This is a genomic window from Streptomyces tsukubensis, from assembly GCF_003932715.1.
Lineage (GTDB): Bacteria > Actinomycetota > Actinomycetes > Streptomycetales > Streptomycetaceae > Streptomyces > Streptomyces tsukubensis.
The window spans coordinates 4,270,977-4,295,983 of sequence record NZ_CP020700.1 but is presented as its reverse complement, the minus strand read 5'-3'; the positions used below and the strand labels follow the sequence as shown (position 1 = coordinate 4,295,983).

Genomic DNA, 25,007 nt, shown 5'->3' with positions numbered 1-25,007 from the left:
CCCGTGTGAGGAAGAGGTGAGCGGGTCGTGGTGGACGATGGGTGAGGTCTTCGAACCGGCGACCGGTGACGGCGTCGTGGGCCCGGGTACCGGCGGCGGTACGAATGCCGAGGTGGTGCGGGCCGAGGAGGTCCGTACCGCCTATGCGGGGCTGCTCCAGATCCGCCGGATCAGCGGCTCCGCCCCGGCCGCCTGGGAGCGCGGCCAGCCGGTCCGGGCGGTGGCCCTGACCCTGGAGGCGGCGGGCATCCCCCCGTCCGCGCTGACCCCCGGAGGCGAGCGTGCCGCCACCGGCTACCGGGTCTCGTCCGGCCCCCGCCCCGGCACCGCGCACATCGAATGGCTGGGCCCGCCGGGCAGCGGCGCCCCGACGGAGGCGGGCGCCCGGCTGCGGGCCTGTGTGGCGGCCCTGGACGCGGCGGGCGGCTGGGACGCGCTGCTGTACCGGGGGGAGCGGGGGCGGCGGTTCGTGGAGGTGGAACCGCTGGGGTAGCGGGGTGTGCCGAAGGGGCGTTACGGGTGCCCGGGCCCCGGCCGCGACCGGCGTCGAAGCGGCGGTACGGAGCCGAGGGGGCGGCCCCGGCCCCGTACCGCCGTCCCGCTACTTCGTCGCGGTCACGTACACGCTCCCCCACCGCCGCTTGGGATTCGCGAGCGCCTCGTCGAAGTCCCACGGCTCCACCGCCCCGAACCCGGCCTCGGTGAAGAGCTGCACCAGCTTCTCGTGGTCGTACGCCCAGAGATGCGGGGTGTAGTGGGGATCGTCGTCCTGGTCGCGGAAGACGAGGTTCACCAGGTCGAGCCGGGTGTTGATATGCGGCCGGCAGTCCCGGCGGCCGTACCAGCGCCGCATGGTCTCCTCCACCGGGTCCAGCGGCCCGTAGTAGCCGCCGAGCGCGAAGGCCGCGTCCGGGACCCCGGTGACGATCCGCCCGCCAGGCGCGAGCACCCGGTGCGCCTCCGCCGCGTACCGCTTGGCCGAGCGGGGGTAGTCGATGTGCTCCAGGAAGTGTTCGGAGAAGAGCAGCTCGACGGAGTCGTCGTGCAGCGGCAGCCCTTCGCGGACGTCCCACAGGAGGTCGGCGGGCGGGGCCGCGTCGATGTTGAAGAAGCCCCCGATGCGGTGCCCGCCGCCGCCGATCTGGACCCGGGCGGGCCGCCGGTCGACCCGGCCGTCGGGCCGGGACCGGCGTCCGGCGAGGTGGTGGCGGTGGAGTTCCAGCTCACGGGCGGTGGCGCGGAGGGCGCGGGCGAGGCCGTGGGTGGTGGCCGGGTCGGAGAGGGTGGCGGCTATCTGTTCGCCGAGGACGTCGGCCACGGGTGTGCCGAAGGAACGCATGAGGGTTCTCCCGGAAGGAGTCGATACCGATGGGTGGAGGTGGGGGCGTGCCGGGGCTCTCGGACCGCGGACGGCCCCGGACCCGTGTTCTCAGGCCGCGCTGGACGCCGGAGCGGCCCACTGGTTGTTCCGCATGAGCGTGTACTTGATGTCCACCAGCCGGGGCGCGATCGTCAGCGGAAGCTGTTCGACCGGATGTACGTGCCCGGTGTCGTCCCGTTCGGCCCGCCAGACGCGGTAGCCGAGGTGCGGGTAGGCGGGGTTGATGCCCACCTCCCCCTTGGGCATCGTGCCGTTGAACGGCGCGACGATGTCCATGTGGTTCCAGTAGTTCCAGGCCTGGAGCGCCTTGTACTGGTCGAAGTAGAAGTAGAAGTCCGGATAGCGGCCGAAGGTGCGTAGCTCGCGGTGGATCAGATGGCCCAGCAGCGGACCGAAGCGGGGGGTGAGGGCGTCGAACTCCCAGCGGGTGTGGTGCCAGGCGCTGGGGACCCCGCCGGGTGCGATCAGCCGGGCCGCGACGAGATGGCTGATGCGTTCGACGAGGTAGTCGGCGGCATGGCCGGGGTCGACGGTCGGGTCGATCGGGCGGAGCAGCCCCGGCAGCGCCTCGGGCCGGGGGTGGAAGACGGCGAGGTCGAACTTTCCGGCCGTGCCCGGGTACGAGGCGAACAGGACGTCCTTGTAGAGCCGGTTGTTCAGTTCGCCGAGGTCGGCGAGGTGCCGGGTCTGCCGCGACGTCGAGTGGAGCATCAGATACTCCGACAGGGCCTCGAAGTAGAGGTAGCCGAGGATGGGCAGCCGCGGTACGGCGTCCACCAGCATCCGCAGAAACGGTCCCGCGGCGATCCGCAACCCCCGGTGGGCGACGGCCGCCGCGGTCGCCAGGAAGACCGCGGAGTTACGGACCCGGGCGACCACCGCGTCCCGCAGCCGGTGCCGTTCGGCGGCGCTCAGCAGATACTCCAGATGCCGGTAGATCCCCAGGTGGATCAGGCCGAGACGGAGGTAGTCCACCCCGGCGAGCCCCCGGTACGCCTGCGGGGGCATGTCGATCTCGAAGATCAGCGGGGTGGGGGCCCGGTCGGTGACGCCGAGCCGGGCGAGTCCGGCGGGCGCCTCCTTGGTGAGGATGTACTCGGCAAGGTTGTGCATCCGGAAACCGCGTTCGGTGGCGGTGAGCGGCGCGCAGTAGACGCTGCCGACGAGACAGCCGCCGGACGGGTAGAGGACGCCTTGGCGGCTGATCTGTTCCAGGGCGTGGGTGACGTGGAGGAGGTGCAGCCGGCTGCTGCCGCGCAGGGTGTCGAAGAGTGCGTTCCGGCGCAGCAGATGGCCGTTGGGTGTTGCGTGCAGCCGCCGCTCCCAGGCGGCGGCCCTGCGGGCGAGCGGGCCGTCCACCGGGCCGGTGAAGGGGATTCCGGCTGCGTCGAAGAAGACGTGGGCATCGGCCCACGGCCGGTAGGCGTCCAGGAGTTCCGCTCCCACCGCCGGGTGCGGGTCCGTCTGCGTCGTCTTCTTCATGGTCCTGATCGTGGACTCGGTCATATCAGGCGATGTCCTTCTCCGCGAGCACGGACAGGACGGCGTCGGCGCTGCCCGCTCCGGCGAGCCGGGCCCGCTCGGAGCCGACGACGAGATCGAAGGCGAGGGCGCGGAAGGTGTCGAAGGCGGGCTGTCTGACCCGGCGGGTGTCGGGCCACCAGGAGGCCTTCGGCAGCCGGTAGCGGTCGAGTGCGTCGGCGGCCTTGAGGAGGTCGCAGACGGCGCGGTGTTCCTCGTACGGGACGTGGTTGTACGGGCGCTGCCCGCTGTCGCCGTTTCCTGGGGCGAAGTCCTCGTACGGGACGTCGTGCAGCCGTACGGCGGTGGCGGCCCGGACGACGGTGTGCGGCGCCGGGGCCGGGAGGTCGAAGTGGGCCCACACCTCGTCGGCGCGGGCGGTCAGCCAGTGGGCCGCCCGCTCGCCGTGCCCGGGGTCGTCCCGGTCGTGGCGGCGGCGGCAGTCGTGGACCGCGGCGGCCACGACCGCGACCGCGGTATCGGCGGCGTCCAGGCCGTTCGCTGCGGCGAGTACGCCCGCGAGGGCCGCGGTCCGCATGGCGTGGCGGACGCCGTGGAGGGAGTCGGCGAGCCGGGGTTCGGCGGTCCAGTGCGGGGGCGTCGCCGACCGCCGTATCAGGGCCCGGGTCGCGGGTCCCGGCACCGGGTGGGACGACGGGCCGAGGCGGGGCCGGTGGGCGGTTATCCAGTCGAGTGTGGGCCGGTCCGGGTACTGGTGCGGGGGAAGCTGCCCGCGGGCGGCGAGCGCGACGAGGCTGCCGGGCGGCGGGGCGTGGGCCCCGGCGGGCGTACCGTCGTCCCGGAGGCCGTACGCGGTCGTGGGGTCGGTCGTCAGGTGCCTGCGGGCCACCGCTCGCTCTCCTTGCGCTCCTGCTCCCGGGCCTCGAAGGCGGCGGTGAACTCGGCCAGTTCTGCTTCGGTCATCAGTTCCACGCCCAGTCCGGCGGCCACGCCCGTGATGCGCTCCACCGCCGCGGTACGGGCGGCCTCCGGCGCGTCGTCTTCGAGCAGGACCTCGAACTCGGCGTGGTGTCCCCATGCTTCGCTCCACTTGACCGCGATCTCGACGCCGTCGTAGCGGAAGTTGTGGCGCCGGGTGAAGGCCTCGTGCCGTGCGGCGGCGAAGCCGAGGCCGTCGAGCAGGCGTACGGCGGTGTCCACGTCCGCCGGGGCGATGGCGAACTCGGTCTCCGCGAAGGCGGGGCCGCGGCCGATCCGGCTGTCCTTCAGGCTCACCTTGGCGGTACGGGTGGACACGTTCTCGGTGACCTTCAGCAGCCGGTCAGGGAGTACGTAGAAGTGGATGCGCTTGTCGTCGGGGCCCAGGTCCTCGCCGTCGCGCCGCAGCCGGCCGACGAGCCGGTCATGGGCGTGAGGGCTGAAGCGGGCGCGCATTTCGATCTCGACGGGCACGGCGTGATCGCCTCCTCGTTGGGGCACGACGGGCCACCGGGCCGGCTCGGGGGTGGTGCAGGTTCCGGAGCCGGTCCGGTCGTCGCCCATGGGGTGGAGCGGGTGTGTGTCGGGGCTGTGTCGTACGGGTCGTGCGCGGGGTCAGTCCGGGTCGCCGAAGCGGGCCCGGACCACGCCCTCGTGCAGAAGCCCGGGAAGCGGTACGCCGCCGACCGCGGTCCGGCGGGTGGCGATCTGCTCCTCGGTCTCGTCCGGGAACCCGTCCAGCAGCCGCAGGCACTGCCGTACCCACGTCCGGGACACGGTCCAGTCGCCCTGTTCGCGGTGGAGCACGGCCAGGGCGTAGGCGGTCTCGGCCGCGGCCCACCGGTCGGCCGGCAGTTCGCGCCGGAAGACGGCCTCCAGCTCGGCGGTGGAAGCCGGACGGGCTCTCTGGTCGCTCATGGTCCCTCTCGGACGTCGGCGGGGTGGTTCACCGATGCGGCTCAACGCTCCGGCGCCCCCGGGGTGACGGCCGGAGTCAGCCGGTCAGTACGTGTAGATCTCCGCCAGCGTCCGGTAGTCGTGCAGCTCCTCCTTGTCGAACCAGAGGGCGACCTCCTGCTCCGCCTCCGCCCGGTTGCCGGAGGCGTGCACGAGATTGGCCACGGCCTTTCCTGAGGCGATGCTGGCGGCCGAGCTGTAGTGCGAGAAGTCGCCGCGGACGGTGCCCGCGGGCGCCTCGTTCGGATAGGTGCTTCCGACGAGCTTCCGTACGGTGGCGATCGCGTCGAATCCTTCGAGGACCAGGGCGATCACCGGCCCCTGCCGCATAAAGACATCGGTCAGCCGGTAGACCTCGGGGCCGAGCCGTTCCTCCAGGTCGAAGTAGTGGCGGCGGGTGAACTCCTCGTCCATCCGGATCATCTTGGTACCCACGATCTTCAATGCGGCGTCCTCGAATCGCGCGAAGATCCGTCCCGCGAGTCCGCGTGCGAGTGCGTCGGGCTTGAGCAGAACGAGTGTGCGCTCGACGGAATGTTCCCGATCCTGGGCCATGGGTGTCCCTTCGATTTCCAGCACCTTGCGGATGACGGCCGGAGGACGACCGTCCGGTATCGAGGCTACCGGCGGAACCTCACCCGAACTGTCGCCCGAATCAACACCCATACGCGGGATATCCCATGATCGAAGCAGCGGAATACCGGTGCGAACGGGGAGCCCGTTCCGGCCACTGTGCGCCGGACGGGCCACCGTCCATGGGTACTCCTTTAAACTCTTTACCGTTACTGGCGTTACAGGCCGCCAGGCGTTCTTGTTCGCTTTGGGGAAGATCTTCCGGAAGGTTTCCGGGACGGGCATCCCGCACGATCACCCGTCCTGCTGACCGCCATTCTTCCCGATACGCCTCCGGTGCCACCATGCAGCGCCGGTGCAGCCGTAGTGCACCTTCAGTGCGGATGTTCCCGCAGCGGGAACGCCCAGGGGGCGGAGGGGGCGGCGATGGATGTGATCGACGTCTGGAACGGCCGGTACGCCTGTCTCTTACAGGCGTCACTGAGGCTCACGAATGAGCAGTTCGCCGCGCAATTGGGCATCGGTGTGCGGACGGTGGCCTCTTGGCATTCGGATCCCCATGTGGTACCCCGCCGGGAAATGCAGCAGCTTCTCGACACGGTGCACGAGAAGGCCGTACCGACCGTGCGGCAGCGGTTTGCCCTGCTGATCTCCCGGGAACGTGGGAGCCATGTGCCGGGCCCTTCCGGGGCGCAGGCGCTGCGGGTGGCGATCGCGGTGGTCATTCGCGATCAGGAGGTACTGCTGGTCTGCCGGAGGGACACGGATGCGAGTGGTATCACCTGGCAATTCCCGGCGGGGGTCGTCAAACCCGGAGCACGTCCGGAGACGGCGACGGTACGGGAAACACTCGACGAGACGGGAGTGCACTGCGCGGTCCGCCGGCGGCTCGGCGACCGGCTGCATCCCGTGACGAGCGTGCTCTGTGAATACTTCCTCTGCGAATATCTGGCGGGCGAGGCCACGAACTCCGACGCCGACGAAAACGTCGACGTCATGTGGGTGCCGATCATTTCAGTGCCCCGGTTCATTCCCGCCCATACGATCTTCCCACCCGTTCTTGCCGTCCTGGAGGAACCGAAATGACGCAACAGGAGCCCGATATCCGACCGGGCATCGCGGCGGCGGTCATCGTCCACCAGGGCCGGGTCCTGATGGTCAGGCGCCGCAGAAGTGAGGGTTCGCTGTCCTGGCAGTTCCCGGCGGGCGAGATCGAACCGGGCGAATCCCCCACGGAGGCGACCCTCCGCGAGGCCCGCGAGGAGACGGGCCTCGACGTCTCCGCGCTCCACCCCCTGGGCGAACGCGTCCACCCGGCGACGGGCCGCCTGATGACCTACACGGCCTGCGTCGTCCTGGGCGGCACGGAACGGGTGGGCGACCCGGAGGACTTGGCGGAGCTGGCGTGGGTCGGCCTGAAGGAGATCCCGGAGTACGTCCCGTACGGCCTCTTCGAGCCGGTGCAGCGGTATCTGGAGGAGGAGTTGGGACCCCGCTGAGGGCCGTTGCGGTGCCGGCGTCAGGAGTTGATGAGCCTGCTGTCGAAGCCGGCGCGGAGGAGGCGCTCGTACGCATCGTGGACAACTCCCGGTACGTCCTGCGCGACGGCGAAGCCGAGTGCCGGGTACTCGATGACCCGTTGCAGATCGCCCACGAGCATGTCGACGACGAGCTTCTCGTCCCCGATGGACTTGATGTAGTCGTCGAACTCCAGCGGCTCGGAAGCGCAGACGACATCGGCCTCCGGCCAGAGCTTGCGGCACGTGGCGTACGACCGGCGCTCCATGTACGGCTTGGAAATCAGGAGCAGGGACTCGACCTCCACTCCGGCATTGCACAACACCTCCCGGGACAGGGCGATGTTCTGGCCGGTGTTCCCTGCCCTGGGCTCCAGCAGGATCGCCTCGTCGGGAACACCCAGGTCGAGGGCGTGTTCCCGGTAGTGGACCGCCTCACCGCGCGGGAAACGGGCTGCCGTGGTCGGGCTGTTCCCGCCGCTGAAGACGACGACGGGGAAGAGGCCGGCGCGGTAGAGGTCGACGGTGGCGGTGGCGACACCGAGGTCGTGGCTGCCCAGGCCGATGGCCGCCGAGCAGGGCCGGACCTCGTGGCCCATCAGGTGATAGCGCCAGATGAGCACGGCGTCGTTCCGCTGCTCGTCGGTGATGGTGCGCTCTGCGCGGTCCGGCACGGGGACTCCCTCGGTCATCGCTGCCTTCACCTCGACACGAGGGTCCGGGGGTCGTCGTAGGACCGCCGGATCCCCTCGATGCTACGGAACTGGTGGCTCAGGTTGTGCTGGGAAGCCCGCGGTGTCCAGCCCGACGTGCTGTATCGGGAAGTTGCCGGACCCGGCTGACATCGGCCTTCTCCTGATCGGGATCGCCCGGTCAGGTGTTCGCAGGTGTGCCCCTGCTCCAGAGCTCCTCGCCGTGCTCCGCGAAGCGGTCGAACATCCCGCCGTCTCCCTGCCTGCGCAGGTGGAGGAGTGGGGAGTCGTGTCCCACCAGCCGGGCGAGGTGAGGCGTCACCAGCGCGTTCTGGTCGAAGCGGAAGACCGACAGGCTCACATGGTTGATCGCGTCTTCCCGGGCACTGAAGCGGGCTTCAAGCCCTTCGAGGGGGCCGAGACGCTCAAGGTGTTCCAGAGTGGTTCTGATGCGCGTTGACACCGTCAGGGCAACGTCTTCGATGGCTTCCCGCTGATGAGTGACCTCTCCATCGGGATCACCCAGCAGGAAGCGCACGCGGCACCCCGATGAGGCCTTCCGGCGGAGCGTCTCGGAGAACGCTGGCACTTGAGTCCAGAGGAAGTAGTTCGTGTACCCGGCGAAGAACAGGTCGCCGTCGGCATCGCTGACCAGCTCGTGCCACACCGTGGAGGGGCATGCGGACCGGTAGGGGTAGCTGCCGACGAGTTCACCGTCGCGCCTGCTCTTGATGCGCCTCAGGACTTTCGACCGGATCATCTCTCTTCTCCTTACGTCAGTCCGGCCGCGGCCTTGAGTTGTTTCCGGAGCTCCAGGGCGCCTGGGTGGTTCCGGAGGTCGTCACGGTGGTCGAGGTCGGCACAGAGGCCGTGAAGAATCGTCGTGACCTGCGCCGACCGCACCGTCGTTGCGTACCGCAGCAGTGAAGTGGCGGTCGCGAGCGTCTGTTCCAGATCGTCGCGCCGGAGATAGGACCGGGCCAGCCACGTCCCGTGGAGCAGGGCGTCACGGGTCTCCGTTTGTTCGGCGTGGGTGCCCAGCCACGGAGTGATCAACGGGTCGGCTTCGTCCAGGAGGCGTGAGGCTCCGGGGCTGTCGGCAAAGCCCGCGGTGATCAGGGTCTGTCCGGTGACGACGTCCAGGTCGGTCAGCCAGTACAGCCACGACGGCCGGCTGTCGAGCGCATCCGGGTGGTCGAGGTGGCTCCGGGCCTCGTCGGTCGACTGCCGGAGTCCGTGTACGTCCCCGAAGGCGGCATGTGCGTGAGCGTGACGAGCAGCGGCCAGGGCCCGTACGGCGGGCGGTTCGGTACGGGCCGCGGTGATGCCGGCGTTGGCGAGGTCGATGGCGTCCCGTATCCGCCCCAGGGTGATGGCCTGGTAGGTGAGGCAGCCGTGAAGGTGCGAGGTCAGAGAGAGATCACCGGACTCGTGCGCGGCGGCGAGCCCGGTCCGGAAGTAGCGCTGCGCCAGGCCGTGCAGACCCGCGTCCATCGCCATCCATCCGACGGTCTGGGCCAGCTGTGCCCAGAGGTTGACCATGCGGACCCGAACTGCCGGGGTGGTGAAGGACTCCCTCCGCACGTACTCGGCAACCAGGGCGAACTGCTGATGGGCGTACTGGAGCGACGAGCGGTTGCCGCCCTCGGCATCGTCGAGCCGTCGGACGGCATCGACGGTCGCCGCAATCACCTCGGTGACGGGCCCGGTGACAGGCGGTCCGACCGGGCAGTGGATGCCGGTGCTCCGGGTGGTGCTCACCCCTCGCGACGCCGGATCACGGGTTCGGCCTGCAAGGAGAGCCGCGCTGCTGACCGCGAGAATGGTTCGGCGTTCCATGGCGCCCCCATCGTGGATGACCCACTGCGTAGCAGCTTCCACGGTAGCTCCGGGAACAGTCGCCGTGTGCTCGGACGTCAGCCCGAGATGGGCTGGAAGGCGTGATGGAGCTCCTCTCCGTGAGGGCCGTGCTGCCAGCGGCTCATGGTGGTACGGAGGCTGGTGAGTTCGGCGATATGGCGGGCGGAGCCGGTCTCCGCGGCGATCCGTGCGGATTCGGCGGCGAGGGTAAGGGCTGGGCCGGGTTCGCCGAGGGCCGCGTGGCCGGCGGCTTGGCGGGCGAAGTAGATCCCGGCGCGTCGGCGGGCGGTGTGCGGCACGGAAGCCGTGACGCGTTGCCACAGCGGCTGTGCCTGCGCGTGGAGGCCCAGCCTGCCGTAACAGGTCGCGCGCTGGATATCGAAGAAGATGGGGTTGTCGACGGCTGCGCTGCGTCCCCAGGGAGCGGGCGGCTGTTCGGGCCGGGTCGCCGCGGTGCTCTGCGCCGTGTCCAGGAGGCGGTCGACGGCGTCCCGGTCACCGAGCAGCGAGTGGCCGTGAGCCTGCTGGTACAGGAGCTGCATACGGGCAACGGGCGGGAGCCCGGAGAGGTGGAGTCCGCGCTCGCACAGGGCCACTGCGGCCTGACCGTCGCCCAGCTCGGTCTGCAGATAGGACAAGTTGGCCAGGGTGTATGCGTGCAGGTCCGGGTCGGTGACGGTCTGGGCATCAGCGAGAGCAGCGGTATGCCAGGAGCGGGCAGTGCTCCATTCCCCGGCGTCCTGGTGGAGCCACCCGGCGAGGACGGCGTAGGTGGCCCCCAGCCGGGTCAGCTCGTCGCGTACCTGGGTAGACGCGGCCCGCCCGAGGGCGCTGATGAGCTGGTACTGCTCGGTGACGGTCCCGATCAGCTCCTGCGGGCCGAGCATCATGTCGGCGGTGCTGTGGAGGGCGAGCTGCCGGGTGAAGTAGTCGACCACCTGCGGGTCGACGCGCTCGGTCGCCAGGACGGGGCCCGGGACGACCGCGGCGAGCGCACCCCCTGTCCCGGCTGCGAGGAAGTGCCTACGCTTCACGGGGTCCTCCTGGGGGTCGTGGCCGGGGAGGTGGCCTGGCGGCGGGGTGAACCCCAGCTCTGCCGGGTTGAGTCCGAACGCCGCGCTGAGAACCGTTGCGGTATCGGGGCGGGGCCAGCCGGGCGCTGCCGATTCCCATCGGCGATAGGTCCGCGAGCTGATGCAGAAGTGCGGATCGTTCAGGACGCTCCGGCCGATGACGCTGAGCGCTTCGGCTGCCTGCTCCTGGGAGTGCCACCCCCGCCCCATTCGGGCTGTCCGTAACTGCCTGTTGATGCGTTCCGGGCTCGTCACGTATCCACGGTACGCCCGGGTCGACACCCGCTCCATGCCTTCAGCAACAGCCCATGAACGGTGGTGTCGTTGATGGCCGCTCAGTGGCCTCCGGACTGGCCGGTCAATGGCCGTGCAGTGTCCTGGTGCGATCGGCGCAGCAGCGGTTCCATGAGGATGCGCTCACTGACCGCCGTCCTGGCCGGGCACGGTCCGTGCAGGAATCCCTGCCGGAACGGGCCTGTCCGAATCACCGGAGAGGAGCACGCCGTGACGGAGCGCGCGAGTCGCCTCGGTCAGTGGTCGGTGGGCGCCTGCGGAGCCGAAACGAACGTACCGAGCCCGACCTCGCCCCGCAGGATCCCCTCCTGCTTCAGGTGAAGGAACGCCTTCTGCACGGTCGACGTGGCCACTCCGAACTCGGCAGACAGTTCGACGACGGGTGGCACTCGGCTTCCGAGCGGATAGGTGCCGTTCGCAATCCGGTCGGTGATGATCTCGGCGATCTGTCTCCAGATGGGCCGGGTGCGATCAAGTTCGTGCTTCATGTACTTGACGCTAGGTAACCGCAGTAGACCGCGCGACCGCGGTTGACTGACATTCACTGCGGTTAACCGCGGTGAACTGCGGTATATATAGACAATGCGAGACCCCCGCAGCCGTGCAGGGCCCGGGGGTCTGGCCGACTGAAACGGAGTCGACGCATGCATCGTACTGACGACCGGACCGGGCTGAGCAGTCCCGGCCCCGGGGTGACGCTGGATCCGGCCGCTCCGGTGGAAGCCTGGCCGCCGTGCAAGTGCGGCCGACCGGTATGCCCGGACCCGATTCGCGCCGATACGCCACCCGGGCCGGTGGTAGAGGTGCCCGCGCCTTCCACGATCGCCGCCTCCGTCGCACGCCCCGAACCGGTGTACCGGCAGCGGCCCCGGTAACGGAAACGATCATGACCAATAGTCCGGGCTCCGTGCCCGGTTCAATGCCGGAGTACTGCGTCTACTGCGACCGGCCGGTCGAGCGGTCCGAGGAGAACCTCGTGATGCTCGGGTTCTCCGCGTCCGGGGCGCGGCCCTCCCTGTACGCGCACCCCGAGTGCCCCCGCCCCCGCAAGGTGCGCGCGAGGCGCTGAAGGCTCCCGTACGCGCCGCAGCCCCAAATGCCCCGCGTACGGGCCACCGGTCCCGGCCTCGTGCACGACCCCCGGCACGGGGCCGGGACCACCCAAGCCACGTACACACAAACGCCCCGAGAGACCGGTGCAACGGTCCGTCGGGGCTCAACCGACCAGCTTGTAGAGGAGCTGATCCGTCGTATGCGGAACCCTATCGCCACAGCCCTCGCCCGCCTATGGGCTTTCTTCGACCGGCGCACGACTCGGACCGTGGTCGTCCTAGTGGCCGCGCCTCTTCGTACGGATCCGTGGACCCGGCCTTGGACCAGCCCCACCAAGGAACAGGCCCAGGCCATCCTCCGGGACCAGGCCAGCACCCCGCACCCGCGCCCCCGGCGGCTGGTCATCGCGCCGTACGGGATCCGGCTCGCTCAGCCCGTCGCCGTACGCGCCTCCCGGCCCGGACCTGCCTGGACGTGGGTCGGGTGACCCTCGAAGGGCTCCTCGTCCGAGCCCCGGAGCCCGTCACCGCCCACTGCTGCATCTGCGGGCGGAACACGACCGCACCCGTCGAAGTACACCCCGGGCAGATCACCTGCCCCGATCACATCACCGACGCCCTCAGCCCACCCGGAGCCCGCACATGATCCTCAGCTCGGACTTACCGCACAGCGTCACCGCCGTCACCCACTGCGAAGCCTGCTGGCGCGAGCCCGTCACCACCGCACGCATCACCACCGAAGGCCGCGACCTGCTCTGCACGCCCTGTGCGCTCGCCGACAACCCGCCCAGGGTCGTGCTCTTCCCGCCTCTGGGGATCTACCGGCTCACCGAGCGCCGGCTCGATATGGGCAAACACGCCAAGCCCAAGCCTCAACTCCCGCCGAACCCTGGACCTCACCCGCCCAAGCCCACGCCCAAGTCCCCACCAGGAACCCCACCTGTCTAGTGCTGTACGACAAGCCGGGCTTCGTCGAAGCGGCAGGCGGTGAGGTCCTCCGGGCGGATCAGCCAGTAGAGGGCGCCCTCGTCGCCCCACACCATGTCCGCGTCTCCGTCGCTGTCGAACTGGGCGAGAACCAACCAGCGTCCGGCTTCCTCGTCCAGGAGCCCATCACCCCAGGCGCGTTCGACACCGACCTCCGCATTCGCGACCTCGTACTCCACCGGGCCCTGGACGGGTACGGCATGGCCGCCGAGCTGGTGGCCGACCCGGTCGTTCAACCGCATCAAAGCGCGGCGGAACGACCGGATCTCGGCCGGGGTCTCACGCAGCTCGGGCCACGGCCTGCCGTCCCCGAGCAGAGCTTCCCGGACCTGGGGCAGCCAGAGATCGGGAGCACTCAGCTCCGAGACAGCGGTCAGGTCCAGGCGCGGGTAGGGCTCCAGACCCTCCGGTACGTCCGCCGGGAAGACCGGGGTGCCTTCCGGGACGTACAGCACCTGGGCCCCGGCCCGCGACTCGGGTTCGCAGACGGAGACAAAGGCCCCGTCGGCGTCGGCCCGGCCGTCGTAGAAGAAGAAGAGCAGGGTCCCGCCGTGCGGGAACTCCTCGGTCAGCCCCTCACGCGGCAGCTCCGCGCACCGCACCGACGCGATGAAGGACAGCGGGCCGTGCCCCTGCCACTCGGGCCAGCCGACCCCGGCGGGCAGTTCCGGCGTACCGCCGAGGACGGCGACGGTCCGCTCGCCCTGGGCGGACCGGTGCAGACGTATGCACGGGCGCAGCAGCGCGGTCCACCGCTCGGCAAGGTCGGTGGGCAGATGTTCGGCAGCGAGGCGGGAGTACCGCTCATCGGTCATGGCGCCCATGCTGCACGCTGCCACTGACATCCACCCGTGCCACCAGGCCCGCGGGGACACGATAGATCTGACCATTTACCCCAATGGGAGGCGATAGGTCCGATCCTTCGGAAATGCGGGGCAGCAGCGTAGATGATCTTGGGCGAGGTGCCCTTCCGCCCGGAGCCGCATTCCGGCCCCGGACGCCTTCCCCCAGATCACGGAGGATTTATGCGACACCCTGTCTCCCGCCCGCGTGTACGAGCGCTGGCCGTCGGGCTCGCGCTGGCGGCGTCCGTGCTGGCGCCCTCCGGCTCCGCCGGTGCGGCCGACCAGTACGAGTGGGCCGCGCTCGGCGACTCGTACACCGCCGGCGGATTCGTCGGGGACCCGCAGCCCCCACTGGGTGACCCCTCACGGGACGGCTGCGACCGCACCACCAACGCCTACCCCGACGTCGTCGACCGCGAGCTGGCCGAGTTCCCGCCCGGCAAGCCCGTGAACCTGACCAATGTCAGCTGCGGCAACGCGACCATCGCCGATATCGCCGCGGCCAAGCAGACACCGATCAGCCCCGTCGAGCCCCCGGCGGACGGCTGGCCCGCGGTGGACCCGCAGGTCCAGCGGGCCGGGCTCGGTGACGGGACCGATGTCGTCACCATCGGCGTCGGCGGCAACAGCCTGCCCTTCGGCGGCATTCTCCTCAAGTGCCTGGAGCAGGGCGCGGTGGGCAAGAACTGTCGCGACTTCTACACCAACCCGCCCGAGGGCGAGGAGAGCGTCCAGGACAAGCTCGCCCGGGTGCAGGACGAGTACATCGAGATGCTGGCCCAGGTGCACCAGGCCGCGCCCAACGCCAAGGTGATCACGGTCGGCTACCCGGCCGTCCTGCCGGAGACGGGCAGCGAATGCAACCGCCTCTCCCTCAACGAGCTCGGCCCGATCAACCACGCGGACATCGACTGGCTGCGTGAAGAGGTCCTCAAGCCGCTGAACAGCACGATCAAGCGGGTCACGGACTTCTTCGGCGACCGGTACGTCGACATCTACTCCTCCAGCATCGGGCACGACGCCTGCCAGCCCGCGGACACCAAGTGGGTCGAAGGGCTCTGCGGCACCGCCGCGGACTACTGGCCCAAGAGCCTTCCCGGCACGCTGCTGAACTGCGGTCTCATCGGCAAGCGCGTCACCCTGGTCCACCCCAACGCCACCGGGTACGCCAACACCGCGGCCCACGTCGAACGCGCCATCCGTATCGCCCTGCTCGAACGCTGACCCACCGGCTCCGGCCGACCAGTGGGAGGGGAAGCAGGGACCCCGGCCCCCACGCACCCCGCCGGAAGTCGGCCACAGGGGCCACAAGGAGCCGGCCCGGCGCATCCACGGTCGTGGAGTGCGCCGGGCCCTGCTACCCGGACCGGGTCAGCCGAGCTTCTTGAGCTGCGCGTCGAGGAGGTCCTTCGACGACGCGGGCTCGCCACCACTGAACTTCACGCTGTAGGTAGTCAGGATCTCCGTGCCCTGGCGGACCACGACGAGCCGGCTCTGCATCGGCTCGCCGTCGAAATCCATCGTGACGGTGTAGGCCAGGGCCTCGTCGCCGCCGGTGTAGGAGGCGGGGGCGACCTTGGTGTACTCGGTCTTCTCCGTCGCCACCGTACTGGTGAAGCCCGAGGCGCAGGACTCTGCCGACTTCTTCAGATCGGCCATGGCCTTCCCGGCGGTGTCGCCGTCCGCGTACGAACCCAGCGAGAGCAGGTTCACCGTCACGTTGTTGATGGCCTGGATCGCTGCTTCGGTCTTCTCTTCGATGGTGCCGGTCGCCTTCTCGGGGGTACCCGGTGAGTGCCCCACCTTGCGCGCGGCGAAGGCACCCTCGGGGCCGGGAGCTCCCACGACGAGGGCCTCGTTCAGCGTCGCGCACTCCTTCTTGTCGACGGTGGCGGCCTTCGCATCCTTCAGCTCCGCCGGAGTCGGGGCCTCCACCTCGTAACCCTTGAGGTCCGTCTTGGCGAACATCAGCTTTTCCAGCTCGGCCTGCGACTTGGCCGGAGCCGACTGCTTCGTCCCCTCACCGCCCGCCTTGTCCACCTTGGAGTCCTTCGTACCGTCCTCACCACCGCAGGCGGCGAGCAGCAGGGCGAGGGAAACGGCGGACGCGGCAACGGCACCACGACGGACAATGGCGGTCTGCATGAAAAGGCTTCCTTGAGGAATGGCTGGGCATGAGTGCGGAACAGGACCGTGATGGACGAGCCACCACGGGACTTGTTGTTACTGCTTGGTGCAGCGGAGCTGAGTTCCCCCGACCCGACCGGTTCGCGGACGGTCGTCGAGGCCTCGGGCATCTCCGGAGTTCGAGCGGTGCGGCCGCATGCTGCTGCTGCCGGTGTCCGCGCGTCGGTACGCGACGAACACGCTCACGGGCGCGAGGCGCCCTCTTGTCGTGGCCGTCAGGGAGCGGATGCGACCAGGCGACTCAGGAACGGAAGCACGCTCCGCAGATCGTCGTCGTCGACGGCGACAGTGGCCGTCTCGCGCGCTCCCGCGGAGGCGTTGAACGCCACGCTCAACCCTACGGATGCGAACAGCGGTAAGTCGGAGCGGCTGTCTCCGACAGCTCCGCAAGAGCGGGGATCCAGTCCGAGTTCCCGTGCCTGCGCGAGGGCGAAATCTCGTTTGTCGTACTCGTCGAAATGACGGGCGACCCGACCCGTGAACCGGCCGCCGACGGTCTCCAGCCGGGGTCCGCTGAACCGGTGGAAGCGGAAGCGGTCGGTCAGATACTCGCCGACCGGCGACCAGGCAAGGGTCGCCAGCACGGGTACCACCGCGTTCTGCCGACACCAGGACACGGTCTCCTTGATGCCCGACACCAAGGGAAGCCCATTCAGCCGACCGGCGACCTGGTCTTCGGGAAATCCCGTCCAGCCCGCGGCATCGAGCTCGGCGACCTGCCGATTGTCCAGGGCGCCGGCGGCATAGGCGTTCTCGGCCTCGGCCAACTCGTCCCGGTGGCCGAGGAAGTCGGCCAGAAAGACCGACGAACTCGTGCGGGGGACGAGGGTGCCGTCGACATCGAAGAACACGGCGCTCGCATGATCGGATGAGGACACCGGGCAAGGATGCCACCACCACGTAAACGTCGGATCAGGGCACCCCCGGGTGGAACCCGATACGCGCCCTGATCCGCCGGTGGGCACCGGTCCAGCCGTGCGGCCCCGCCGAGGAGGCGGAAGGCAGGGGTACGGCGGTTGTTGCCGACCGTACCCGGTGGCCCGGACCGGGTCAGCCCAGCTTCTTGAGCTGGGCTTCGAGGATGTCCAGCGGCTGTGCGGCCTTGCCGCTCATGCTGACGGTGTGTGCGGAGAAGATCTCCGTGCCCTTGCGGACCACGACGACCTCGGTCTCCACCGGGCCCTCGCCCGTCTCCGCCGTGACGGTGTAGGCAAGGGCCTCGTCGCCGCCCTTGTAGGAGCCGGGGGCGATCTTGGTGAACTTGGTCTTCTCGGTCGTCACCGTGTTGGTGAAGCCCGAGGCGCAGGACTCGGCCGACTTCTTCAGGTCGGCCATGGCCTTCCCGGCGGCGTCGGCGTCCGCGTACGAGCCGAGGGTGAGCAGGTTGATGGACGCGCTCTTGAGTGCCTCCAGCGCGGCCTGGGCCTTCTCGTCGGAGGTACCGGTCGCCGGCTCGCTTCCCGGCGTCCGCGACGTCTGCCGGGCCGCGAGCGCGCCCTCGGCGCCGGGGGCGCCGATCACGAGGACCTCGTTCAGGGTCGCGCACTCGTTCTTGTCGACCGTGGCGGTCGTCGCGTCCTTCAGCTCGGCGGGCAGCGGGGTCTTCACGCTGTGGCCCTTGAGATCCGTCTGCGCGACGATCAGCTTCTCCAGCTCGGCCTGCGACTTGGCCGGAGCCGACTGCTTCGTTCCCTCACCGCCCGCCTTGTCCACCTTGGAGTCCTTCGTACCGTCCTCCCCGCCGCAGGCGGCGAGCAGCAGGGCGAGAGAGACGGCGGACGCGGCAACGGCACCACGACGGACAATGGCGGTCTGCATGAAAAGGCTTCCTTGAGGGATGGGCGGGACATGACAGGCGGTACAGGGTCGCGGCGGCCGTCGGGCCGCCGCGGGACATACTGCTACTGCTTCGTGTAGCGGAGCGGAGTTTTATCCGATCCGACCAGTTCGCGGACGATCGTCGAGCCGTCGGGCATCTCCAGCCTGCTCCACGCCCCCGGCCCGCACCACTTCGGTTCCCCCGATTCGACCGTGCTGGGGCCGAGTTCGAGCGGACTGCCCGCGGACTTCAACGTGGCCGACCAGACACACTCGTACTCGGGCGCCGTCTCAACCAGTCTCATGACCTTCTCGCCGGACGTGCCGCCTTCGATGGTCATCGTGTGCACGCGCTCCCCCTGCGCGGACGTGGATGTCGCACGCCACGTGCCAATGTAGGCCTCCGGCACGTTGTTTCCGTCATCACGCGTGATATCACCGGGTGTTACGTCCCCGTCTCCCTCCGGCGCAGGGGAGTTCCTGCCGGTGGCAACCGGTGTCGTGTCCCGGCCCGAGCCTTTCGTGCCGTCGTCGCCGTCGTCCGCCATGAATTTCGCGTAGACCAGTCCGGCCACCACGGGGACGGCGACCAGCAGGACGAAGGCGAGCGCCAGATAGATGCCGATCCGGCGGCCCCGGCGAGCCGGGGGCTGCGGCGCGGTCGTGAGCACCGCCGGTGCCGGTGGTGTCGGCGCCACCGCCGTGGCCGGGGCGGGTGCCGGGGCCGGTGCCCCGTGATAGCCGTACGGCTGCGGCTGCGGCTGCGGCAGCGAGACCCGCGGCTGCGGGCCCGTACTGTGCTCCACCTCCAGCAACTGGACTGCATGCCGCCCCAGTTGCGCCACCAGCGCTCCCGGCAGCCAGGGTTCGCCGTCCGTCTCCGGCACCGGTCCCGCCGTCCGGGCGAGGAGTTCGTCCGGCGACGGCCGCCGCGCCGGGTCCTTGTGCAGACAGTCCCGTACCAGCTCCACCAGACCGGCCGGAAGCCCGCCGAGGTCCGGCTCCTCCTCCGCGATCCGGAACATGACGGCGTGACTGTTCTCCGTACCGCCGAACGGCAGCCGCCCGGTCGCCGCGAACATCAGGATCGAACCGACGCAGAACACGTCGCTCGCCGCCGTCACCCGCAGGCCCCGCACCTGCTCGGGCGCCATGAAACCGGGCGAACCGACCACCGCCCCGGTACGGGTGATGCCCATGTCCGCGGCCTCCAGGGCGCGGGCGATACCGAAGTCGATGACCCGGGGGCCGTCGATGGTGACCAGGATGTTCGACGGCTTCAGATCGCGGTGGATCAGACCCGCGCCGTGAATGGAGCGCAGGGCGTGCGCAAGCCCCGTCCCCAGGATGCGTACCGAACGCTCCGGCAGCGGGCCGTACCCCTTGGCGACCACGTCGCTCAGCGACGGGCCCGCGACATAGCCGGTGGCCACCCACGGCACGGCCGCTTCGGTGTCCGCATCCAGAACGGGCGCGGTCCACTCGCCACCCACCCGGCGGGCCGCGTTCACCTCCAGCCGGAAACGCTCCCGGAAGGACTCCTGGGCGGCGAGTTCGGCCCGGACCAGCTTGACGGCGACCGTACGGCCCCGGTCGCTGCGGGCCAGATACACCTGGCCCATACCGCCCGCGCCGAGACGGGCGAGCAGCCGGTACGCGCCTATCCGGCGCGGATCCTCAGGCGCCAGCATCTCCATCGTTCCCCCCGGCCCCGTCATCCCCGTCGCTGGATTCCATGAGGATAGGCCGCGCCCGGCGCAGGCCGTGCCCCACCCCTGATCAGCTACCGGGAAGCGGTTGCGGACGGCGGCCGGGCAGGGGGGTTGCGCCGACCGGCGTCACGGGCGTGCGCCGGGGTTCACCCGAAGGCGGGAAGATCGCCGGTCGCCCTTTCCCGGTGATCTCGCGCGGCCGAAGACTGGGCGGGCCGGGGCGCCTGCCCCGGCCCCCTCCTGTCGCCTCCAGTGCGACGTCCGAAACTCTCGAAAGGTGCTCCCATGCTTGTGCGTGCGGGGAAGAAGACCCTGGCGGCCGCGGTCATCGCGGGCGCGGCGGCGACCGGACTGCTCGGCGCGCCCGGCGCCCAGGCCGCCGCGGCCGCGACCCTCTACACGGCCGAATCGTTCGCGGGCCTCTGCCTCGAACTCCGGGCCGCCGACAAATTGCTGGTCCAGTCGGACTGTACGGGCGCGGCCGACCAGCAGTTCGAGTTCGCGTCGGTCGGCGGGGGCGCGTACGAGATCCGGGAGCTGGGCACCAACCAGTGCCTCGACGTGAAGGAAGCCAGCACCGCGGCCGACGCGCCGGTCATCGGCTACGAGTGCGGCGGGCAGCCGAACCAGCGGTTCCGGGTGGTGCCGGGCGGCGAGGGCTATGTGATCGAGACGTTCGCCGGGAAGTGCCTGGATGTGAAGGGCGGGAGTGAGGCGGCGGGGGCGCCGATCGTGCAGACGGAGTGCGAGCTGGCGAAGGAGAGCCAGACGTTCACCATCGAACGTCTTCAGCCGTAGGCCTCGGGCCCCGGGGAGGGGGTGCGGGACGCGCCGTTGGTGGTGGCGGATGCGTGGCCGGCCGCGGGCTGTGGGTGGCTGGTCGCGCAGTTCCTCCCCCTACGCCTGGCGGCGTGGGAGGTACCCCCACCCCTACGCCTGGCGGCGTGGGTGGGGGTGCCTCCGGGCGAAGCCCAGGGGGAGTGCCCCCAGCGCCCCTCTCTTGCCGCCCCTCGCCCTGTCGGTGCGGGTACGGGTGCGCACCCCCTACTCGCCCGGCCCCGTCGGGTCCGGTGCGTCCGCCGCTGCCATGGCGTCCGACAGGCGTTCCAGGACCTCTGCCGTTTCCGCGAAGGCCTCCGGGCCCAGTGTTTCCGCCAAGTAGGACGCGAGGGTTGCGTGGCCCGGGCTCAGGCGGCCCAGGGCGGCGCGGCCATCGGCGGTCGCGGAGAGCAGTTTGGCGCGGCGGTGGGCCGGGTTGGGGCGGTAGACCGCCAGGCCCTGGTCGACCAGGAGGTCCGCCGTCCGCTGGACGCTCTGGCGGGTCAGGCCCATCGCGCGGGCCAGCGCCGACACCGGCTGCGGGACCCGGGCCACCGCGCCCAGTACCTGCCACGAGGCCGCCGTCAGCCCGCCCGCCTTCGCGATCCGCTCCGAGACCGCGATGAAGTGGCCGTTGAGCCGGAACACCCCGAGCGCGGTACGGGTCAGCAGCGCCTGCTGTTCCAGCCGTCGCCGGCGCTCGTCCGGGGTCTCCGCCGCCCCGTCCGGACCGTTCACGCCGCCTCGCCCTCCAGGACCGCGTACGCCGACGGGTCCGAATCGTGGAAGAGGCGATACCAGGCGTCGAGTTTCTCGCCCTCGTAGACCCCGAGCCGGGCCAGGATCTCCCGGGCGAACGCGACGGGCTCGGTCGGGCCGGCCGTGATCAGATCGCCGTCCGTGACCGCGTCCGCCTCCCGGTAGCGCTCGCCGCCCCCGTAACCGGTCGCCGCCAGATAGAAGGAGACCGCGCTCGTGTGGTCCCGGTCGTCGAGCAGCCCCTCACGGGCGAGCCCGGCCGTCGCGCCGCAGATCGCGGCCACCGGCACGCCCGCGCCGAGGAACTCCCGCGCCTTCGCGGCGAACGGCGCGAGGTCGTCGCCCGCGTCCCAGGCGCCCGCGCCCGCCAGGATCAGCAGCGCGCTGTCGGCCGGTTCGAGATCGGCGAGGGCCAGATCGGGCCGGATCCTCAGACCGCCCATGGTGGTCACGGTGTCGGTGGCCGGACCGACCGTGCGCACGGTCCAGCCGTGCTGGGCGAGGAAGGCGGCAGCGTGGCCCGTCTCCCAGTCCGCCCAGGTGTCGTAGACCGCAAGGTGAACGACGCGGTCGGTGCGGTCGGTGCCGTTGCCGCTGTTCTGCTGCTCCGTGGCTGCTGTCATGACAGAAGACTGTCATCATGACAGCATGCTGTCAATCATCTTGTGGACGACCCCGCCGAAGCGACAGAACGCCGCAGCTCAGGGGCGCATCGCAGACAACGTGCCGCTGCCGGGGCGGGGCAGTCCCTCCTTACGCTGACGCGCATGACCCCTCGAACCACCGCCCCCTCCCCGGCCGACGGCACACAGGACGACGCCCTTCCGGCCGTGTCCCGGGCCGCCGGTGCCGCTGTGAAGGCCGCCGACCGGGCGCATGTCTTCCACTCCTGGTCCGCCCAGGGCCTGATCGACCCCCTCGCCGTCGCCGGTGCCGAGGGCTCGTACTTCTGGGACTACGACGGCCGCCGCTATCTCGACTTCACCAGCGGTCTCGTCTACACCAACATCGGCTACCAGCACCCGAAGGTCGTCGCCGCGATCCAGGAGCAGGCCGCGAAGCTCGTCACCTTCGCCCCCGCCTTCGCCGTCGAACCGCGCTCCGAGGCGGCCCGGCTGATCGCCGAGCGCACCCCCGGCGACCTCGACAAGATCTTCTTCACCAACGGCGGTGCCGAGGCCGTCGAGAACGCCGTACGGATGGCCCGGCTGCACACCGGCCGCCCCAAGGTCCTCGCCGCGTACCGCTCGTACCACGGCGGCACCCACACCGCGGTCAACGTCACCGGCGATCCGCGCCGCTGGGCGTCCGACACCGGCACCGCAGGGGTCGTCCACTTCTGGACGCCGTTCCTCTACCGCTCCCCGTTCCACGCCGTCACCGAGGCCGAGGAGTGCGCCCGCGCGCTGAAGCATCTGGAGGACACGATCGCCTTCGAGGGGCCGGGCACGATCGCCGCGATCGTGCTGGAGACCATCCCCGGCACCGCCGGGATCATGGTTCCGCCGCCCGGCTATCTCGCGGGCGTCCGCGAGCTCTGCGACCGGCACGGCATCGTCTTCGTCCTCGACGAGGTGATGACCGGCTTCGGGCGGACGGGGAAGTGGTTCGCGGCCGAGCACTTCGGCGTCGTCCCCGATCTGCTGACCTTCGCCAAGGGCGTCAACTCGGGTTACGTACCCCTCGGCGGGGTCGCGATCTCCGCGGAGATCGCCGCCACGTTCGACAAGCGCCCCTACCCCGGCGGACTCACCTACTCCGGCCATCCGCTGGCCTGCGCCGCCGCCGTCGCCACGATCCGGGTGATGGAGGAGGAGGGCGTCGTCGAGCACGCGGCCACGATCGGCGAGACCGTCCTCGGACCGGGCCTGCGCGAACTGGCCGAACGGCATCCGAGCGTCGGCGAGGTCCGCGGTACGGGCGTGTTCTGGGCGCTCGAACTCGTACGGAACAAGGAGACCCGGGAGCCCCTGGTGCCGTACAACCCGGGACCGGCCGACAACGTGGCCATGGCGGGCTTCGCCGCGGGCTGCAAGGCGAACGGGCTCTGGCCGTTCGTCAATATGAACCGCACGCACGTGGTGCCGCCGTGCACCATCACTCCGGCCGAGGCGGAGGAGGGCCTGGAGGCGCTGGACGCCGCGCTGTCGGCGGCCGACGCCTACGCCGACTGACAGTCCTCCCCGGACTCAGTGGTGGGGGTGGGCGGTCAGCGTCCATCCCCCCTTGGCCGATACGTGGATCAGCCGGGTGCCACCGGGCAGATGCACCGTCTGCCGGAACGGGCCGACGGCCGAGGTGAGGAGGTAGTCGGTGTCGACGAAGTCCGCCTCGGCCATGTCGATCTCGTCGAGACCCATGGCGATCAGGCTCATCGACGATTCGTGGTCGCGCGGATCGCCCCGGTAGTCGATCTCCAGCCGGGCCTCCGGGCCGTGGTACGAGAGGACGTCCGAGCCCTCGCCGTGGGCGGGCACCCGCGCGCCGAGCCGCCGGGCCCCCGACAGCGGGAGCGCGGTGATCGTCCAGTCCGAGGAGGCCATCACCTTGACGCCCAGGGGGTAGCTGTCGGGCGCCACCGCGGGCGCCCGGGCGACGAGTTCGCCCTCGCACTCGCCGCCCAGCAGCAGATTCGCCGATTCCCGGCGCTGGTTGAGCTGGTGCACCACCGGCCAGTCCGTGTCCCGGTCGCGGAAGACCATCTCCAGCAGGATCGGGCCGGGCGGGAAGGGGCCGGGGAAGAGCGGGGCGCCGTTGCCCGAACCGCGGACGGACTGGGGCGCGAAGGCGGGGTAGCGGGCGAAGGGGTCGGCGGGGGCGGCCGGCTCCGGGGGCTGCTGGGCCGGGGTCCGGTACAGGTCCGCGACCGGTCCGAACAAGGGGTCGTGCGGGGGCTGGTACGGCTGCTGGGCCTGGTGCTGATGGTGATGCTGTTGGGGCGGCTGCGGGACCTGGAACGGGGGCGCCGGAGCGGGCGCCGCCGCCGGGGCCACCGGGTCGACGATGCGATGGCCGGGGGCGTACGAACGCCCGGGCAGGGGCGCCCGCATCTGGCCCGTGGCACCTGCCTGCTGGGGCATGACGGGCGGCGCGTACGGGTCGTACTGCTGGTTTCCGGGCTGGGTGCCGTACTGCTGGTGATACGGGCCGGGGGGTGTGTGCTGTTGCTGCTGCGGCATCTGTTGCGGTGCCTGCTGCGGTGCCTGGTACGGCGGCGGTGCGAACTGCGGTACGGATCCGGAGGCGGCGCCCGCGGCCGGAGGCGGTGCCTGGTACGGCGGCGGTGCGAACTGCGGTACGGATCCGGAGGCGGCACCCGCGGCCGGAGGCGGTGCGAATTGCGGTACGGCACCCCCGGCCGGAGGCGGTGCGAACTGCGGCGCCCCCGCCGCCGGGGCCGCCCCGGCCGCCCCGCCCAGCCGCTTGTAGTCCGCGACGATCCCCGCCAGCCCCGAGTCGTACCCCTGCCCCACCGCCCGGAACTTCCAGCCGCCGTCCCGCCGGTAGAACTCGCCCAGCAGCAGCGCCTTCTCGCTGCCCGCGTCGGTCACGTCGTACCGCGCGACCGGTGCCCCCTCCACCGTCTGCACCTGGACGTACAGCCCCGGCACCTGGCCGAGCACCGGGCCGTCGGAGAGCCCGTCGGCGGTGGCGAGGATCAGGATGCGCCCCACCTCCGGCTCCACGACCGGCAGGATCACGTCCCACTGGACGATCTGGTCCTCGTAGCCGAGGATCCCGAGGACGTTCGTCCGCCCGAGGTGGGCGACCGCGCCCGAAGGGTGCCGGGTCTGGTCGGGTACGTAGAGCAGGTCGCACCGCGAGCGCGCCCGGTCCCCGGCGTCCAACAGCAGCGCGAGCGACTCGATGACGGGAACGGCCGGAGTGGGCGTGTACCCCATCAGGACACGCAACGGCGCATGCGGCACATGGACGTTCGCGCCCTTGGGGATATTCGTCATGCGGCACATGCTGACATCGGGGACACCTCCGCGTCGATGCCCTTCGTCCCGGTCCCGCG

General features: G+C 70.6%; 27 protein-coding genes. 8 read left to right on the top strand and 19 right to left on the bottom strand.

The window, feature by feature from the left end:
- The first annotated feature begins 37 nt into the window (after positions 1-37).
- Positions 38-493 carry a hypothetical protein gene (locus B7R87_RS17565; RefSeq protein ID WP_006347735.1) on the top strand — a complete coding sequence of 152 codons (456 nt, stop codon included), beginning with the start codon at positions 38-40 and terminating at the stop codon, positions 491-493.
- 108 nt (positions 494-601) lie between these two features.
- On the opposite strand, the gene B7R87_RS17560 is transcribed toward B7R87_RS17565, so the two are convergent.
- The 6 genes from B7R87_RS17560 to B7R87_RS17535 form a co-directional block, all read right to left on the bottom strand.
- Entirely contained in the window at positions 602-1,339 is a 738-nt protein-coding gene (locus tag B7R87_RS17560; RefSeq protein ID WP_006347736.1) for a class I SAM-dependent methyltransferase, read from the bottom strand.
- 90 nt (positions 1,340-1,429) lie between these two features.
- Positions 1,430-2,863, bottom strand: a complete 1,434-nt coding sequence (locus tag B7R87_RS17555) for a hypothetical protein (protein WP_045852941.1) — start codon at positions 2,861-2,863, stop codon at positions 1,430-1,432.
- Positions 2,864-2,888: 25 nt separating this feature from the next.
- Positions 2,889-3,752, bottom strand: a complete 864-nt coding sequence (locus B7R87_RS17550; RefSeq protein WP_233168859.1) for a hypothetical protein — start codon at positions 3,750-3,752, stop codon at positions 2,889-2,891.
- The gene (locus B7R87_RS17545; RefSeq protein ID WP_040915309.1) at positions 3,734-4,315 is read right to left on the bottom strand and encodes a CYTH domain-containing protein; all 582 of its coding nucleotides are present in this window, start codon (positions 4,313-4,315) and stop codon (positions 3,734-3,736) included. The genes B7R87_RS17550 and B7R87_RS17545 overlap by 19 nt, the downstream gene beginning before the upstream one ends.
- A gap of 141 nt (positions 4,316-4,456) precedes the next feature.
- Positions 4,457-4,759 (bottom strand): hypothetical protein, encoded by a 303-nt coding sequence (locus tag B7R87_RS17540; protein WP_006347740.1) that lies wholly within the window; start codon positions 4,757-4,759, stop codon positions 4,457-4,459.
- 84 nt (positions 4,760-4,843) lie between these two features.
- Positions 4,844-5,353, bottom strand: a complete 510-nt coding sequence (locus B7R87_RS17535) for a nucleoside-diphosphate kinase (RefSeq protein WP_006347741.1) — start codon at positions 5,351-5,353, stop codon at positions 4,844-4,846.
- Positions 5,354-5,797: 444 nt separating this feature from the next.
- Between B7R87_RS17535 and B7R87_RS17530 the strand changes: the two genes are divergently transcribed.
- The gene (locus B7R87_RS17530) at positions 5,798-6,457 is read left to right on the top strand and encodes an NUDIX hydrolase (RefSeq protein ID WP_006347742.1); all 660 of its coding nucleotides are present in this window, start codon (positions 5,798-5,800) and stop codon (positions 6,455-6,457) included.
- On the top strand, positions 6,454-6,870 hold the full coding sequence (locus B7R87_RS17525) for an NUDIX hydrolase (protein WP_006347743.1): 417 nt from the start codon (positions 6,454-6,456) through the stop codon (positions 6,868-6,870). The genes B7R87_RS17530 and B7R87_RS17525 overlap by 4 nt, the downstream gene beginning before the upstream one ends.
- A 20-nt stretch (positions 6,871-6,890) precedes the next feature.
- Here B7R87_RS17525 and B7R87_RS17520 read toward each other — a convergent pair whose 3' ends face one another.
- The 5 genes from B7R87_RS17520 to B7R87_RS17500 all read right to left on the bottom strand — a co-directional run bounded on the left by B7R87_RS17520 (position 6,891) and on the right by B7R87_RS17500 (position 11,295).
- Positions 6,891-7,580: a YdcF family protein gene (locus tag B7R87_RS17520; RefSeq protein ID WP_006347744.1), complete on the bottom strand. Its 690-nt coding sequence runs from the start codon at positions 7,578-7,580 to the stop codon at positions 6,891-6,893.
- 181 nt (positions 7,581-7,761) lie between these two features.
- A complete protein-coding gene (locus B7R87_RS17515) occupies positions 7,762-8,340 on the bottom strand; it encodes a hypothetical protein (protein WP_006347745.1) in 579 nt (192 codons plus the stop codon).
- Between the two features lie 11 nt (positions 8,341-8,351).
- Positions 8,352-9,341, bottom strand: a complete 990-nt coding sequence (locus B7R87_RS17510) for a hypothetical protein (RefSeq protein WP_006347746.1) — start codon at positions 9,339-9,341, stop codon at positions 8,352-8,354.
- A gap of 155 nt (positions 9,342-9,496) precedes the next feature.
- Entirely contained in the window at positions 9,497-10,474 is a 978-nt protein-coding gene (locus tag B7R87_RS17505; protein ID WP_040915316.1) for a hypothetical protein, read from the bottom strand.
- A 569-nt stretch (positions 10,475-11,043) separates the two neighbouring features.
- The gene (locus tag B7R87_RS17500) at positions 11,044-11,295 is read right to left on the bottom strand and encodes a GntR family transcriptional regulator (RefSeq protein WP_006347748.1); all 252 of its coding nucleotides are present in this window, start codon (positions 11,293-11,295) and stop codon (positions 11,044-11,046) included.
- A gap of 398 nt (positions 11,296-11,693) precedes the next feature.
- Here B7R87_RS17500 and B7R87_RS17495 point away from each other — a divergent pair, with 398 nt between their 5' ends.
- Positions 11,694-11,876, top strand: coding sequence for a hypothetical protein (locus B7R87_RS17495; RefSeq protein WP_045852942.1), 183 nt, complete (start codon positions 11,694-11,696; stop codon positions 11,874-11,876).
- 625 nt (positions 11,877-12,501) lie between these two features.
- Entirely contained in the window at positions 12,502-12,807 is a 306-nt protein-coding gene (locus tag B7R87_RS17490) for a hypothetical protein (RefSeq protein WP_006347750.1), read from the top strand.
- On the opposite strand, the gene B7R87_RS17485 is transcribed toward B7R87_RS17490, so the two are convergent.
- The gene (locus B7R87_RS17485; protein ID WP_233168858.1) at positions 12,804-13,661 is read right to left on the bottom strand and encodes a YwqG family protein; all 858 of its coding nucleotides are present in this window, start codon (positions 13,659-13,661) and stop codon (positions 12,804-12,806) included. The genes B7R87_RS17490 and B7R87_RS17485 overlap by 4 nt on opposite strands.
- Positions 13,662-13,871: 210 nt before the next feature.
- On the opposite strand from B7R87_RS17485, the gene B7R87_RS17480 reads away from it, so the two are divergent.
- Positions 13,872-14,915, top strand: coding sequence for an SGNH/GDSL hydrolase family protein (locus tag B7R87_RS17480; RefSeq protein WP_006347752.1), 1,044 nt, complete (start codon positions 13,872-13,874; stop codon positions 14,913-14,915).
- Positions 14,916-15,062: 147 nt separating this feature from the next.
- On the opposite strand, the gene B7R87_RS17475 is transcribed toward B7R87_RS17480, so the two are convergent.
- From B7R87_RS17475 to B7R87_RS17460, 4 genes are all read right to left on the bottom strand, one after another.
- Positions 15,063-15,836, bottom strand: coding sequence for a hypothetical protein (locus tag B7R87_RS17475; protein ID WP_006347753.1), 774 nt, complete (start codon positions 15,834-15,836; stop codon positions 15,063-15,065).
- A gap of 257 nt (positions 15,837-16,093) precedes the next feature.
- Positions 16,094-16,756, bottom strand: coding sequence for an HAD family hydrolase (locus B7R87_RS17470; protein ID WP_100249139.1), 663 nt, complete (start codon positions 16,754-16,756; stop codon positions 16,094-16,096).
- 172 nt (positions 16,757-16,928) lie between these two features.
- Positions 16,929-17,696, bottom strand: a complete 768-nt coding sequence (locus B7R87_RS17465; RefSeq protein WP_006347755.1) for a sensor domain-containing protein — start codon at positions 17,694-17,696, stop codon at positions 16,929-16,931.
- 83 nt (positions 17,697-17,779) lie between these two features.
- Complete coding sequence (locus B7R87_RS17460) at positions 17,780-19,393, bottom strand: serine/threonine-protein kinase (RefSeq protein WP_006347756.1); 1,614 nt, start codon at positions 19,391-19,393, stop codon at positions 17,780-17,782.
- A gap of 300 nt (positions 19,394-19,693) precedes the next feature.
- Here B7R87_RS17460 and B7R87_RS17455 point away from each other — a divergent pair, with 300 nt between their 5' ends.
- A complete protein-coding gene (locus B7R87_RS17455; RefSeq protein WP_006347757.1) occupies positions 19,694-20,206 on the top strand; it encodes an RICIN domain-containing protein in 513 nt (170 codons plus the stop codon).
- A gap of 246 nt (positions 20,207-20,452) precedes the next feature.
- Here the strand turns inward: B7R87_RS17455 and B7R87_RS17450 are convergent, their stop codons facing one another.
- On the bottom strand, positions 20,453-20,965 hold the full coding sequence (locus B7R87_RS17450; protein ID WP_006347758.1) for a MarR family winged helix-turn-helix transcriptional regulator: 513 nt from the start codon (positions 20,963-20,965) through the stop codon (positions 20,453-20,455).
- Positions 20,962-21,609 (bottom strand): DJ-1/PfpI family protein, encoded by a 648-nt coding sequence (locus tag B7R87_RS17445; RefSeq protein ID WP_006347759.1) that lies wholly within the window; start codon positions 21,607-21,609, stop codon positions 20,962-20,964. Before B7R87_RS17445 ends, B7R87_RS17450 begins: the two co-directional genes overlap by 4 nt.
- Before the next feature lie 144 nt (positions 21,610-21,753).
- Here B7R87_RS17445 and B7R87_RS17440 point away from each other — a divergent pair, with 144 nt between their 5' ends.
- Positions 21,754-23,160 (top strand): aspartate aminotransferase family protein, encoded by a 1,407-nt coding sequence (locus B7R87_RS17440; protein WP_006347760.1) that lies wholly within the window; start codon positions 21,754-21,756, stop codon positions 23,158-23,160.
- 15 nt (positions 23,161-23,175) lie between these two features.
- On the opposite strand, the gene B7R87_RS34145 is transcribed toward B7R87_RS17440, so the two are convergent.
- Positions 23,176-24,948 (bottom strand): TerD family protein, encoded by a 1,773-nt coding sequence (locus B7R87_RS34145; RefSeq protein ID WP_052704621.1) that lies wholly within the window; start codon positions 24,946-24,948, stop codon positions 23,176-23,178.
- Positions 24,949-25,007 lie beyond the last annotated feature (59 nt).